10 protein-coding genes are annotated in these 14045 nt (G+C 70.1%); 8 read left to right on the forward strand and 2 right to left on the reverse strand.

The window, feature by feature from the left end; genetic code table 11:
- The coding region (locus GKQ77_RS15285) for an ADP-ribosylglycohydrolase family protein (protein WP_219689314.1) at positions 1-912 on the reverse strand (912 nt) is incomplete at its 3' end.
- Between the two features lie 246 nt (positions 913-1158).
- On the opposite strand from GKQ77_RS15285, the gene GKQ77_RS15290 reads away from it, so the two are divergent.
- The 8 genes from GKQ77_RS15290 (at position 1159) to GKQ77_RS15325 (ending at position 13143) form a co-directional block, all read left to right on the forward strand.
- A complete protein-coding gene (locus GKQ77_RS15290) occupies positions 1159-1890 on the forward strand; it encodes a VIT1/CCC1 transporter family protein (RefSeq protein WP_219689315.1) in 732 nt (243 codons plus the stop codon).
- 307 nt (positions 1891-2197) lie between these two features.
- A complete protein-coding gene (gene gltB / locus GKQ77_RS15295) occupies positions 2198-6766 on the forward strand; it encodes a glutamate synthase large subunit (protein WP_219689316.1) in 4569 nt (1522 codons plus the stop codon).
- Positions 6759-8219, forward strand: a complete 1461-nt coding sequence (locus tag GKQ77_RS15300; RefSeq protein WP_219689317.1) for a glutamate synthase subunit beta — start codon at positions 6759-6761, stop codon at positions 8217-8219. Before gltB ends, GKQ77_RS15300 begins: the two co-directional genes overlap by 8 nt.
- A gap of 246 nt (positions 8220-8465) precedes the next feature.
- A complete protein-coding gene (locus GKQ77_RS15305) occupies positions 8466-9767 on the forward strand; it encodes a sugar ABC transporter substrate-binding protein (RefSeq protein ID WP_219689318.1) in 1302 nt (433 codons plus the stop codon).
- A 66-nt stretch (positions 9768-9833) separates the two neighbouring features.
- A complete protein-coding gene (locus tag GKQ77_RS33915; RefSeq protein WP_308117674.1) occupies positions 9834-10850 on the forward strand; it encodes a carbohydrate ABC transporter permease in 1017 nt (338 codons plus the stop codon).
- Positions 10847-11707: a carbohydrate ABC transporter permease gene (locus tag GKQ77_RS15315; protein WP_219689319.1), complete on the forward strand. Its 861-nt coding sequence runs from the start codon at positions 10847-10849 to the stop codon at positions 11705-11707. Before GKQ77_RS33915 ends, GKQ77_RS15315 begins: the two co-directional genes overlap by 4 nt.
- Positions 11708-11789: 82 nt before the next feature.
- Entirely contained in the window at positions 11790-12017 is a 228-nt protein-coding gene (locus tag GKQ77_RS15320; RefSeq protein WP_219689320.1) for a hypothetical protein, read from the forward strand.
- Between the two features lie 22 nt (positions 12018-12039).
- Positions 12040-13143 carry a hypothetical protein gene (locus GKQ77_RS15325; protein ID WP_219689321.1) on the forward strand — a complete coding sequence of 368 codons (1104 nt, stop codon included), beginning with the start codon at positions 12040-12042 and terminating at the stop codon, positions 13141-13143.
- A 25-nt stretch (positions 13144-13168) separates the two neighbouring features.
- Here the strand turns inward: GKQ77_RS15325 and GKQ77_RS15330 are convergent.
- On the reverse strand, positions 13169-14045 hold an 877-nt coding region (locus GKQ77_RS15330), incomplete at its 5' end, for a tyrosine-protein phosphatase (RefSeq protein ID WP_372459890.1).

Here is a 14045-nt window from a genome sequence, read left to right on the forward strand (position 1 = left end):
CGCCAGAGCCCACGGCTCGGGAATCGAGGAGGCCCCGCACGTCGCCCCGGCGAGCGCCCCCGCGACCGCCGCCGTCGTATCGGCATCCCGCCCCATGTTCACCGCCGAAAGCACCGCGCAGCGAAAGTCACCGCGCGCCGCCGCGTACGCCCCGAAGGCGAGCCCCACCGCCTCCGGCGCGAGATCGGTCCAGGGGTAGCCCCCGATCACCACCGCGGAGCGGACCGCACGCTCCCCGCGATGGGCGACGGTGACCGCCCGCCGCAGCGAACGCGACGTCCAGGAGTCGTCCGGGATGACGGAGAGGGCCGCCGTCACGACGGCGTCCACCCGCGCTCCCGCCATCGCCGCCGCCACCCCCGCCGCGACCGCCTGCCCGCCGTAGATGCCCTCCCCGTCATGGCTGACCGAGCCGTCGACGGCGATCAGCCTGGCCGCCTCGGCGGGCCGCCCCGCGGCGAAGACGCCGAAGGGAGCGGCCCGCATCGCGAGGCCGTCGCTCCAGGCGTGCCGGTGCTGGGCCGAGATGGGCGCGGCAAGCCCCCGCCGCAGGTTCTCCAGCGTGCCCCGCTCGCTGAAGCCCGCGCCGCGGAATGGCCCCTCGTCCAGATCGGCGATCCACTGGTGCCAGGCGGCCTCGACGTGCGCGACGGTCAGCGCGGAGCCGTGCCGGGCGAGCAGCAGCCCCGAGAAGATCGCGTACTCGGTGTCGTCCGTGCCGGCCGGGTTCTCGGTGACGTATCCGGTGATGCGGCCCCAACGGGCCCGGATCTCGGACGGTTTCATGTTCTCCGCGGGTGCGCCGAGCGCGTCGCCGACCGCGAGGCCGAGCAGCGCGCCGCGCGCCCGTTCGCGGAGGTCGGCGGCGTCGCCGGGCGCCGGGACCGAGGGAACGCATGCGGTGGACGCCATGGCGTGCCTCCCTGTTGCGCGGACCGCTGGATGCGGTGCTTGATGCATCCCTGCCACGCCGGGTGCTCACCCGAGCGTCCATCGGCCCGGATCACTCCTTCGCGCCCGGGATCGCCGCTTCCCAGAGCCCTCGGAGCAGCCCCCGCCGAGCCACGTTTGCGCAGGTAAGTACGGCCTTCCTTGCTGGCGGGAGATCTTCTCCGGGCGCACCTTGGACGTTGTCCAGAGATCGAAGGAGTCCACATCATGGCGATCATCGAGACCGAAGCGACACTGCACGAGGCGCACCGCGACAACCACACCCACCGTGATGTCAACGGCGGCTGGCTGCGTCCCGCCGTCTTCGGCGCCATGGACGGACTCGTCTCCAACCTGGCGCTGATGACGGGTGTCGCGGGTGGCTCGGTCTCGCAGCAGACCATCGTCATCACCGGCCTCGCGGGGCTCGCCGCGGGCGCCTTCTCCATGGCGGCCGGTGAGTACACCTCCGTGGCCTCGCAGCGCGAGCTGGTCCAGGCCGAACTGGACATCGAGCGCTGGGAGTTGCGCAAGCACCCCAAGGACGAGGAGCGGGAGCTGGCCGCGCTGTACGAGTCGCGGGGCGTCGAGCCGGGGCTCGCCCGCGAGGTCGCCCGGCAGCTCTCCAAGGACCCCGAGCAGGCCCTGGAGATCCACGCCCGCGAGGAGCTGGGCGTCGACCCGGGCGACCTGCCGTCGCCGACCGTCGCGGCCGTGTCGTCGTTCGGCTCGTTCGCGGTGGGCGCCCTGCTCCCCGTACTGCCGTATCTGCTCGGCGCCACCGTGCTGTGGCCCGCCCTGCTGCTGGCGCTCATCGGGCTCTTCGCCTGCGGCGCCGTGGTCGCCAAAGTGACCGCGCGCTCGTGGTGGTTCAGCGGTCTGCGACAGCTCGCGCTCGGCGGGGCGGCGGCCGGTGTGACGTACGCCCTGGGCAGCCTGTTCGGTACGGCCGTAGGATGAGGCGGTGCAGGGCTATGCGGGACCTTGCATAAGTAGCCGTTACTCGGCGGTTTCGAATACGTGATCACCGGGCATGAGCCGTAAGCGCTGCGGGCAATGAGGCCTGTGGAGCACAGGGCCTTCGGTCATGGATCTGTCCGCAAAGGTCCCCTTCGAACCGCTCCCACCTTCTTGAGCGGTGTCCACATGTTGGAATGAACTATCCGCTTTTCGAGAAGCGTTCCATCATGTAACCTGCACGAAATTTCGCCAGGGCCAACGTCGTCCCTCGCCTCTTGCATATGCCACGACGACGACGGGAGTGCCGATGCGTACCCACGCCTGGTCGCCCATGGACGGTCGCCCCGCCCCCCAGGGGATGTACGACCCCCGTAACGAACACGACGCCTGCGGTGTCGGGTTCGTGGCCACCCTGACCGGTGTTGCCAGCCATGACCTGGTCGAACAGGCGCTGACGGTACTGCGCAACCTCGAACACCGCGGCGCCACCGGCTCCGAGCCCGACTCGGGGGACGGCGCCGGCATCCTGCTCCAGGTGCCCGACGCGTTCCTGCGCGAGGTCGCCGGATTCGAGCTCCCCGCGGCCGGCGCCTACGCCGTCGGCATCGCCTTCCTGCCCGTCGACACCGCGGGCACCACCGACGCCGCCGTCTCACAGATCGAGACGATCGCCTCCGAGGAGGGGCTGACCGTCCTCGGCTGGCGCGATGTGCCCGTCGCCCCCGAACTCCTCGGCGCCACCGCCCGCGCAACCATGCCGGTCTTCCGCCAGGTCTTCGTCGCCGACGGCGAGAGCACCGGCCTCGAGCTGGACCGCAAGGCGTTCCTGCTGCGCAAGCGCGCCGAGCGCGAGGCAGGGACGTACTTCCCCTCGCTCTCCGCCCGCACCATCGTCTACAAGGGCATGCTCACCACCGGCCAGCTGGAGCCGTTCTTCCCCGACCTGTCCGACCGCCGCTTCGCCACGGCGATCGCGCTCGTCCACTCCCGCTTCTCGACGAACACGTTCCCGAGCTGGCCGCTCGCACACCCCTACCGCTTCGTCGCGCACAACGGCGAGATCAACACCGTCAAGGGCAACCGCAACTGGATGCGCGCCCGTGAGTCGCAGCTCGCCTCGGACCTCTTCGGCGCCGAGAAGCTGGACCGGATCTTCCCGATCTGCACGCCGGACGCCTCCGACTCCGCGTCCTTCGACGAGGTCCTCGAACTCCTGCACCTCGGCGGCCGCTCGCTGCCGCACTCCGTGCTGATGATGATCCCGGAGGCCTGGGAGAACCACGCCTCCATGGACCCGGCCCGGCGCGCCTTCTACCAGTACCACTCCACGCAGATGGAGCCCTGGGACGGCCCGGCCTGCGTCACCTTCACCGACGGCACCCAGGTCGGCGCGGTCCTCGACCGCAACGGCCTGCGCCCCGGCCGCTACTGGGTCACCGACGACGGCCTCGTCGTCCTCGGCTCCGAGGTCGGCGTCCTGGACATCGACCCCGCGAAGGTCGTCCGCAAGGGCCGCCTCCAGCCCGGCCGGATGTTCCTCGTCGACACCGTCGAGCACCGCATCGTCGAGGACGACGAGATCAAGGCCGCCCTCGCCGCCGAGAAGCCGTACCAGGAGTGGCTGGAGACCGGCGAGATCGAGCTGTCCGACCTGCCCGAGCGCGAGCACATCGTGCACACGCACGCCTCCGTCACGCGCCGCCAGCAGACCTTCGGCTACACCGAGGAAGAGCTGCGGATCATCCTCGCGCCGATGGCCAAGACCGGCGGCGAGCCGCTCGGTTCCATGGGTACGGACACCCCGATCGCGGCGCTCTCCGAGCGCCCGCGCCTCATCTTCGACTACTTCACGCAGCTGTTCGCGCAGGTCACCAACCCGCCGCTGGACGCCATCCGCGAAGAGCTGGTCACCTCCCTGCACTCCTCCCTCGGTCCGCAGGGCAACCTCCTCGAGCCGACCGCCGCCTCCTGTCGCAGCGTCACCCTGCCCTTCCCGGTGATCGACAACGACGAGCTGGCCAAGCTCATCCACATCAACGCCGACGGCGACATGCCCGGCATGAAGGCCGTGACGCTCTCCGGCCTCTACCGCGTCGGCGGTGGCGGCGACGCGCTCGCCGCCCGCATCGACGAGATCTGCGCCGAGGCCGACGCCGCCATCGAGGCCGGCGCCCGCCTGATCGTGCTCTCCGACCGGCACTCCGACGCCGAGCACGCGCCGATCCCCTCGCTGCTGCTCACCTCGGCCGTCCACCACCACCTCATCCGCACCAAGCAGCGCACCCAGGTGGGCCTGCTCGTCGAGGCGGGCGACGTCCGCGAGGTCCACCACGTGGCCCTCCTCATCGGCTACGGCGCCGCGGCCGTCAACCCGTACCTGGCGATGGAGTCCGTCGAGGACCTTGTCCGCGCAGGGACGTTCCTGCCGGGCATCGAGCCCGAGCAGGCCATCCGGAACCTGATCTACGCCCTCGGCAAGGGCGTCCTGAAGGTCATGTCCAAGATGGGCATCTCCACCGTCGCCTCCTACCGCGGCGCCCAGGTCTTCGAGGCCATCGGTCTCGACCAGGCCTTCGTGGAGCGGTACTTCAGCGGTACGACGACGAAGATCGGCGGCGCCGGTCTCGACGTCATCGCCCAGGAGGTCGCCGCCCGGCACGCCAAGGCCTACCCGGCCTCCGGCATCCCCTCGGCACACCGCGCCCTGGACATAGGGGGCGAGTACCAGTGGCGCCGCGAGGGCGAGCCGCACCTGTTCGACCCCGAGACGGTCTTCCGCCTCCAGCACTCCACGCGCAGCCGCCGCTACGACATCTTCAAGCAGTACACGGGCCGCGTGAACGAGCAGTCCGAGCGCCTGATGACGCTGCGCGGCCTCTTCGGCTTCAAGTCGGGCCGGCAGCCGATCTCCATCGACGAGGTCGAGCCCGCCTCCGAGATCGTCAAGCGGTTCTCCACCGGCGCCATGTCGTACGGCTCCATCTCCAAGGAGGCGCACGAGACCCTTGCCATCGCCATGAACCAGCTGGGCGGCAAGTCCAACACCGGTGAGGGCGGCGAGGACCCCGACCGTCTCTACGACCCGGCGCGCCGCTCCTCCATCAAGCAGGTCGCCTCCGGCCGCTTCGGTGTGACCAGCGAATACCTCGTCAACGCCGACGACATCCAGATCAAGATGGCCCAGGGCGCCAAGCCCGGCGAGGGCGGCCAGCTGCCCGGCCACAAGGTCTACCCGTGGGTCGCCAAGACGCGGCACTCGACGCCCGGCGTCGGCCTCATCTCGCCGCCGCCGCACCACGACATCTACTCCATCGAAGACCTCGCCCAGCTCATCCACGACCTGAAGAACGCCAACCCGCAGGCCCGCATCCACGTGAAGCTGGTCTCCGAGGTCGGCGTCGGCACGGTCGCCGCGGGCGTCTCCAAGGCCCACGCGGACGTCGTCCTCATCTCCGGCCACGACGGCGGCACGGGCGCCTCGCCGCTGACCTCGCTCAAGCACGCGGGCGGCCCCTGGGAGCTGGGCCTCGCCGAGACCCAGCAGACGCTGCTCCTCAACGGCCTGCGGGACCGCATCGTCGTACAGACCGACGGCCAGCTGAAGACCGGCCGCGACGTGATCATCGCCGCGCTGCTCGGCGCCGAGGAGTTCGGTTTCGCGACCGCGCCGCTCGTTGTCTCCGGCTGCGTCATGATGCGCGTCTGCCACCTGGACACCTGCCCGGTCGGCATCGCCACGCAGAACCCCGCGCTGCGCGAGCGCTTCTCCGGCAAGGCCGAGTACATCGTGAACTTCTTCGAGTTCATCGCCGAGGAGGTCCGCGAGATCCTCGCCGAGCTGGGCTTCCGCTCCATCGAGGAGGCCGTCGGCCACGCCGAACTCCTCGACACCGAGAAGGCCGTCAAGCACTGGAAGGCGCAGGGCCTGGACCTGGAGCCGCTCTTCCACGTGCCGTCGCTGCCCGCGGGCGCCGTCCGGCACCAGATCACGGTCCAGGACCACGGCCTGGAGAAGGCGCTCGACAACGAGCTGATCAAGCTCTCCGCCGACGCGCTCGCCGCCTCCAGCGCCACCGACGCGCAGCCCGTGCGCGCCCAGGTCGCCATCCGCAACATCAACCGCACGGTCGGCACCATGCTCGGCCACGAGGTGACGAAGAAGTTCGGCGGCGCCGGTCTGCCCGACGACACCATCGACATCACCTTCACCGGCTCGGCGGGCCAGTCGTTCGGCGCGTTCGTGCCGCGCGGTGTCACCCTGCGCCTCGAAGGCGACGCCAACGACTACGTCGGCAAGGGCCTCTCCGGCGGCCGCGTCATCGTCCGCCCGGACCGCGGCGCCGACCACCTCGCCGAGTACTCGACCATCGCCGGCAACACCATCGCGTACGGCGCGACCGGCGGCGAGCTGTTCCTGCGGGGCCGCACCGGTGAGCGCTTCTGCGTCCGCAACTCCGGGGCGACCGTGGTCTCCGAGGGCGTGGGCGACCACGGCTGCGAGTACATGACCGGTGGCCACGCGGTGGTCCTCGGCGAGACGGGACGCAACTTCGCGGCCGGCATGTCCGGCGGCATCGCGTACGTCATCGACCTGGACCGCGACAACGTCAACGCCGGGAACCTCGCGGCCGTCGAACCGCTCGACGACACCGACAAGCAGTGGCTGCACGACGTGGTGCGCCGCCACCAGGAGGAGACGGGCTCGACCGTCGCCGAGAAGCTGCTCGCCGAGTGGGACACCTCCGTGGAGCGCTTCAGCAGGATCATCCCCAGCACGTACAAGGCAGTGCTCGCCGCCAAGGACGCCGCCGAGCGAGCCGGTCTCTCCGAGGCCGAGATCACCGAGAAGATGATGGAGGCGGCGACCAATGGCTGATCCCAAGGGCTTTTTGAACCACGGCCGCGAGGTCGCCAGGACCCGCCCGGTGGGCGAGCGGGTGCGGGACTGGAACGAGGTCTACGTCCCCGGCTCCCTGCTGCCGATCATCTCCAAGCAGGCCTCGCGCTGCATGGACTGCGGCATCCCCTTCTGCCACAACGGCTGCCCGCTCGGCAACCTCATCCCCGAGTGGAACGACTTCGCCTACCGCGAGGACTGGTCGGCCGCGCAGGAGCGCCTGCACGCCACGAACAACTTCCCGGAGTTCACGGGCCGCCTCTGCCCGGCCCCGTGCGAGTCGGCGTGTGTGCTCGGCATCAACCAGCCCGCCGTCACCATCAAGAACGTCGAGGTCTCCATCATCGACCAGGCGTGGGACCGCGGCGACGTCGCGCCCCAGGCCCCGGAGCGCCTCTCCGGCAAGACGGTCGCGGTCATCGGCTCCGGTCCCGCGGGCCTCGCCGCCGCCCAGCAGCTGACCCGCGCCGGCCACACGGTCGCCGTCTACGAGCGCGCCGACCGCATCGGCGGCCTGCTGCGCTACGGCATCCCCGAGTTCAAGATGGAGAAGCGGCACATCAACCGCCGTATCGAGCAGATGCGCGCGGAGGGCACCAAGTTCCGCACCGGCGTGGAGATCGGCCGGGACATCGACGCGATGAAGCTGCGCAAGCGGTACGACGCCGTGGTCATCGCCGCCGGTGCCACCATCTCCCGCGACCTGCCCGTCCCGGGCCGCGACCTGAACGGCATCCACTTCGCGATGGAGTACCTGCCGCTCGCCAACAAGGTGCAGGAGGGCGACTTCGTGGCGCCCCCCATCACCGCCGAGGGCAAGCACGTCGTCGTCATCGGCGGCGGCGACACGGGCGCGGACTGCGTGGGCACCGCCCACCGCCAGGGCGCGGCTTCCGTGACGCAGCTGGAGATCATGCCGAAGCCGGGCGAGGACCGCGCGCCGCACCAGCCGTGGCCGACCTTCCCGATGCTCTACAAGGTCACCTCCGCGCACGAGGAGGGCGGCGAGCGCGTCTACTCCGTCTCGACCACGCACTTCGAGGGCGACGAGGACGGCAACGTCCAGTTCCTGCACCTCGTCGAGGTCGAGTTCATCGACGGCAAGCTGACCCAGAAGCCGGGCACGGAGCGGAAGATCCCCGCCCAGCTCGTCACCCTCGCGATGGGCTTCACCGGCACCGACCGCGAGAACGGCCTGGTGGAGCAGTTCGCCCTGGAGCTCGACGAGCGCGGCAACGTGGCGCGCGACGCCGACTTCCAGACGAACGTGCCCGGTGTCTTCGTCGCCGGTGACGCCGGCCGCGGCCAGTCGCTCATCGTCTGGGCGATCGCCGAGGGCCGTTCGGCGGCGCGCGGTGTCGACCGCTTCCTCACCGGTGCGAGTGATCTTCCGGCCCCGATCCGCCCGACGGACCGCGCCTTGATGGCGTAACACCGTCCCCCTTACGTCCCGTACAACGGCGTACGGAACTGACGCGGCGCCCGCCTTGTCCCCGACCGGACCAGGGCGGGCGCCGTCGTGTGACGTCTGGGTTGCATGGTGCGCAACGGCACGTGCGTATGTTGCGTCACTCGCAACCGTCATTACGGTTCGGCCGCTTATCCCAATGGGTCTAGACCGCCTCTGTCCTGTGTGACCACAATCGCTCCCACCAATCGGAACCTGGAGGGGGCCGGCATGAAGCGACGTGTCATCGCGGCTGTTGCTGTCGCCATGAGTCTCGGACTGACCGCCACGGCATGCGGCGGCGATGACGGTGACGACGGCGGCAAGGCCACCGACGGCAAGGGCAAGACCCTCACCGTATGGATCATGGAGGGCACCAACCCCGACGCGCGGCCCTTCTTCAAGGAGGCCGGGGACGCCTTCGAGAAGAAGACCGGCGCCAAGATCAAGGTCGAGTACCAGCAGTGGGCCACCGCCCAGAAGAAGTTCACCACCGCCATCGAGGGCGGCCCCGACCAGGTCCCCGACGTGGCGGAGGTCGGCACGACCTGGGTGCCGCAGTTCGCCGAGACCGACGCGCTCGTCGACGTCACCGACGAGGTGAAGAAGTCCGGGCTCGGCGACGACCTGGTCGAGGGCCTGAAGGACGCGGGCACGCTCGACGGCAAGCAGTACGGCATGCCCTGGTACGCGGGCGTCCGCTCGCTCGTCTACCGCAAGGACCTCTTCGCCAAGCACGACATCAAGCCCCCGACCACGTGGCAGGAGCTGCGGACGGCCGCGAAGACGCTCAAGGAGAAGGAGCCGAACCTGGTCGCCTTCCCGGTGGCGGGCGGCGCGGAGATGTTCGCGGCCCCCTTCGTGTGGGGCGCGGGCGGCGAACTGGCCACCGAGTCCGGCGGGAAGTGGAAGTCCGGCATCAACTCGCCCGAGGCCGTCAAGGGCATCGAGTTCTACACGGACCTCGCCACCAAGGACAAGGTCTCCCCGGCCAAGGTCAGCACCTGGACGGAGAAGGAGGTCGGCGAGGCCTGGAACAAGAGCCAGATCGGGATGGCCGTCGGCGGCAACTGGACCCCGAAGGCGATCGTCGACAAGAACCCCTCCCTCAAGGGCAAGCTCGGCGCCGTGCCGCTCCCGGGCGAGAAGGGCGGCATGAGCAAGTCCTTCCTCGGCGGCTCCTACCTGTCCACGTTCAACACGGACAAGAAGGACCTCGCCTGGGAGTTCGTGAAGATGCTGACCACCGGTGAGTTCGCCGCCAAGTGGGCCGAGCAGACCAACTACTTCCCCGGCCAGAACTCCGAGCTGAAGAAGATCGCCGCGAAGAAGGACCCGCTGGTCGAGCCGTTCGCCACGCAGATGCTGGAGGCGGGCGCCACGGTCCCCAAGACCAAGGCGTACGGCGAGATCCAGGCCTCCAAGGTCATCCCGCGCATGGTCCAGTCGATCCTCACCGGCAAGTCGTCCGTCCAGGAAGCGGCCGACAAGGCCGCCGAGGAGATGGACGCGATCTTCGCCAAGGACAAGTGACGAAGGCGGCTCCGGCACCGTGAAAGGCACGGCCGTGAAAGACACGACTGGTAAGGACGCGCGACTGTGAAGGACGCGACTGTCGTGAAGGACACGCTCGTCGGCGAGGGCGGCGGACCAAAGGCCCCGGTCCGCCGCGACCGCCCGCGGCCCGCCGGCGGCGCCGAGGCCGCCCGCCGCCGCAAGCAACTGACCACCCTCACCCGCCCCTGGCTCCTCCTCACCCCCTCCCTCCTCGTCCTCGCGGGCCTCCTGCTCTGGCCGCTGATCCAGGTCGGCAAGCTCTCCCTCCAGGACTACGAGGTCAAATTCGGCGGCGGCGTAGGGACGTTCACCGGCTTCGACCACTACAGCGACCTGCTCACCAGCGACCTGCTGTGGAAGACCGTCCTGCCCAACACCGTCTTCTTCGCCGTCGCCTGCGTCGGCCTGACCGTCGCCCTCGGCACGCTCGTGGCGCTGCTCCTCAACCGCCTCGGCCCGACCTGGCGGCTGATCTGCTCCATCGCGATCCTCGCCGCCTGGGCCATGCCGGCGGTGACGGGAACGTACGTATGGATCTGGCTCTTCCAGCCGCAGGACGGCATGGCGAGCCAGATCGCGGGCTCCCTCGGCCTGATCGACCCGGAGACCACCAACTGGTTCACCGAGCGCGGCCCGTTCTACGCCATCGCCACCCTCAACGTCATCCACCACGGCTTCCCGTTCGTCGCCATCACCGTCCTCGCGGGACTGATGACGATCCCCAAGGAGCTGTACGAGGCCGGAGAGCTGGACGGCGCCAACGCCTGGCAGCGGTTCTGGAACATCACCGTGCCGACGATCAAGCCCGTCTTCCTCGTGGTGACCATCCTCTCCACCATCTGGGACTTCAAGGTCTTCACCCAGATCTATCTGATGCCGGGCGGCGACGGCTCCAACCCCGAGGTCTACAACCTCGGCGTCTACTCCTACATCGAGGCGTTCGCCAAGAACGACTACGGCGCGGGCGCCGCGGCCGCGGTGCTGCTCACCGTGCTGCTCCTGCTCATCACCGTCGTCTACATCCGTACGCTCTTCCGGCAAGGGGAGGAGGAACTGTGACCGCCCGCAAGCGCACGCACACCCGCACCCAGACCCGCACCACGCTCGCGAGCCGCATCGGCCTGCCGGCCGCCGTCGTGGCGCTCCTCGTCTTCACCCTCTTCCCCGTCTACTGGATGATCTCCACCGCGCTCGACCCGAAGGCGCTCACCCGCGGCTCGGACGTGCTGCCCAGCGGCCTCAGCCTCGAACACTTCACATTCGTCTTCGAAAAGGGCAACTTCGGTACGTATCTGCTGAACTCGGCGCTCGTCGGCCTCGCCACGATCGTCGCGGCCGGCGTCCTCTCGCTCTTCGCGGCCATCGCGGTGGCCCGCTTCAAGTTCCGCTTCCGCACCTCCGTACTGATCATGATCCTGATCGTGCAGATGGTGCCGCTGGAGGCGCTGGTCATCCCGCTCTTCATCCAGATGCGGGACTACGACATGCTCAACTCCCTGCTCGGGCTGAGCGTCGTCTACATCGCGCTCTCGCTCCCCTTCGCGATCTGGACGCTGCGCGGCTTCGTCGCCACCGTGCCGAAGGAGGTCGAGGAGGCCGCGTACATCGACGGGGCGTCCTGGCCGCGCATGTTCTGGTCGGTGCTGCTGCCGCTGGTCGCGCCGGGGCTCGTCGCGACCTCCATCTTCGCCTTCATCACGGCGTGGAACGAGTTCGTCTTCGCGTACACCTTCATGAAGGGCAGCGACAAGTACACGGCCGCCGTCGGGATCTACCAGTTCTTCGGGGAGAACTCGACCTCCTGGGGTCCGGTCATGGCCAGCTCCACGCTGGTCACGGTGCCGGTGATGATCTTCTTCGTGATCGTGCACCGGAAGCTGGGCTCGGGCCTCGCGGCGGGCGCGGTCAAGGGCTGACGGCGGCCTCGCGACCGCTTCTATTGACTAAAAGTCAAAACGGCGCCACTCTCGACCTCCCGAACCCACCCCGGGAGGTCGAGTGAGCACCGAGACGCGGGCAGCACGGGAGCGGCTGAGCGCCGGGCTGCGCGACGAACCACCCTCATCCTTCGACCAGTTGACGCCCGACCAGCTCACGACGCTGGCCGACGCCCTGGAGCGGCAGCGCGCGAGCCGGGCCGCCGGACTGACCGAAGCCGCCGAGGAGGCACTGAAACTCGTGCCCGCACTCGCCCGCGGCCCCGTACGCCGGATCCTCTTCCGATAGCCGAGGCGAGCGAGGAGTCAGCATGGACAAGCTGCGCGCCAGGGCCGAGACCCTCAAGACCGCCCGCCTCCTGGACATCGAGCCCGACACGCTCGCCTTCCTTCAGGCACTGCCCGTCGAGGACGTACGCCGCTTCCGCGCCCTGTGCGTCGCGGCCCTCCACGACCGGGCACCCGACATGCTCGACCGGATCGCGTCCGCGACCAAGCTCGTCCCCGCCGGGGTCGCCGCCGCCATCTCGCAGAAGGCGCTCGGCCCGCGCCTCGCCGCCGCCGTCGCCGGACGGCTCGAACCGGCCCGCGCCGCCGACATCATCGAGAAGCTGCCCGTCTCCTTCATCGCCGAGTCCTGCGGCCACCTCGACCCCCGCCGCATCCAGGGGACCGTCGACCGGCTCGACGAGAACCTTGTCGTCCGCATCGCGGTGACACTCGCCGAGCGCGGCGACCACCTGACGATGGGCCGCTTCGTCGGCCACCTGCCCGACTCCGCGCTGCGCCGCATCCTGCCGCAGGTCGACGACGCCGCCGTGCTGCGGACGGGCTTCGCGATCGAGGAACCGGAACGGCTCGGCCAGATCATCGAGCTGATGGGCCCCGACCGCCTCGCCTCCGTGATCGGCTCCGCCTCCGAGGCCGGACTGTGGCCCGAGGCGCTGGCCGTCGCGGGCATGGTGACGGGGGAGCAGCGGGGCCGCATCGCCTCGCTCGCCGCCGCGCAGCCCGAGGACCGGCTCGACTCCCTGGTCGTCACGGTGGCGGAGCAGGATCTGTGGGAGTCCCTGCTGCCGCTGGTCGCGCTGCTCGGCGAGGAGGAGCGCAGGGCGGTCGCGGCGCTGCCCTCGCTGCGGGGCGCGGGGGTCCTCGGCGGGGTCGTGCGGGCGGTGGTGGCCACCGGCCTGTGGGCGGAGTTCCTGCCCCTCGTGGGCGCGCTGCCGGAGGAATCCCGCAAGGTCGTCGCCGACGCGGCGGGGGCGCTGCCCGCCTCCGACCTGGACGTGCTCGCCCTGGAGGTCGACAAGCGGGACCTGTGGGAGCTGGTCATGCCGCTGGTCGAGCTGATGGACGACGAGGCCAAGACGCGGATCTTCGAACTCCCGGCGTTCCAGCGGCAGGCGGGGGAGTAGCCCGCCTGCTCTTGCCCCCCCCGGCTCAGCCGACCATGCGGTGGCGCAGTTTCAGGATGGTGGCCGGGTCGAGGCCGAGGCCCTTGGCCAGATAGCCGTGGAGGCCGCCGTACCGCTCGGTCGCCTCGGCGAGGGCCGTGTCGAGGTAGTCGGTCCGTACCTCCTGCAGCGGGATGATCAGGTCCGGGTTCCGCATCATCCCGCTCTGCCTCAGCGCCTCGCGGAGCTTCGCGTCGTGGGCGGCGCGGTAGGTATTGGAGGCCAGGTAGTCGCCGACAGCCGTCCTGTCCGGCACGCCGACCAGCCGCAGCAGCAGATACGTCGTCCAGCCGGTGCGGTCCTTGCCCGCGGTGCAGTGGTAGAGCAGCGGGGAGCGGCTGTCCGCGATGTCGCGCAGGGTCGCGGCGAACTGCGCGCGATTGGTGTCGTCGGTGACGAAGGTGCGGTACACCTCCCGCATGAAGGCGGCCGCCCTGCCGCCGCCCAGCATCTCCTCCTGCCTGACCGGGTCCCGCGAGCCGATCGCCGTGAGGAGCTGCGTGAACAGGCCGTTGTCGGTGATCGGCCTGGAGGTGGGGGCGAGCCCGGCGGGCAGCCGGTCGGGACCGTCGTACCGCACCTCGGCGGGCACGCGGAAGTCGATGACCTTCGTCAGGCCGAGCCGGGAGAGGGTGCCGAGGTCGGCGTCGGTGAGCTTGCCGAGGGCGTCGGCGCGGTAGACCTGGCCGTGCCGGACCCGCTCGCCGTCGTAGGTCCGGTATCCGCCGACGTCGCGTACGTTGACCGCGCCCTGGAGCGGGATGTGGCGGACGGTGTCCAGGGGGTGGGCGGCGTACGCGGCGTACGCGGGGGGCGCGACGGCTTCGGAGGGGGCCGCCCAGGCGGGCAGGGTGCCCAGGGCG

The organism is Streptomyces anatolicus (assembly GCF_019400875.1).
Taxonomy (GTDB): Bacteria; Actinomycetota; Actinomycetes; order Streptomycetales; family Streptomycetaceae; genus Streptomyces; species Streptomyces anatolicus.

Coding starts and splice junctions, on each gene's coding strand:
- GKQ77_RS15290 (WP_219689315.1), top strand. CDS start 1,159: ATGGCGATCATCGAGACCGAAGCGACACTGCACGAGGCGCACCGCGAC.
- GKQ77_RS15300 (WP_219689317.1), top strand. CDS start 6,759: ATGGCTGATCCCAAGGGCTTTTTGAACCACGGCCGCGAGGTCGCCAGG.
- GKQ77_RS15325 (WP_219689321.1), top strand. CDS start 12,040: ATGGACAAGCTGCGCGCCAGGGCCGAGACCCTCAAGACCGCCCGCCTC.
- GKQ77_RS15305 (WP_219689318.1), top strand. CDS start 8,466: ATGAAGCGACGTGTCATCGCGGCTGTTGCTGTCGCCATGAGTCTCGGA.
- gltB (WP_219689316.1), top strand. CDS start 2,198: ATGCGTACCCACGCCTGGTCGCCCATGGACGGTCGCCCCGCCCCCCAG.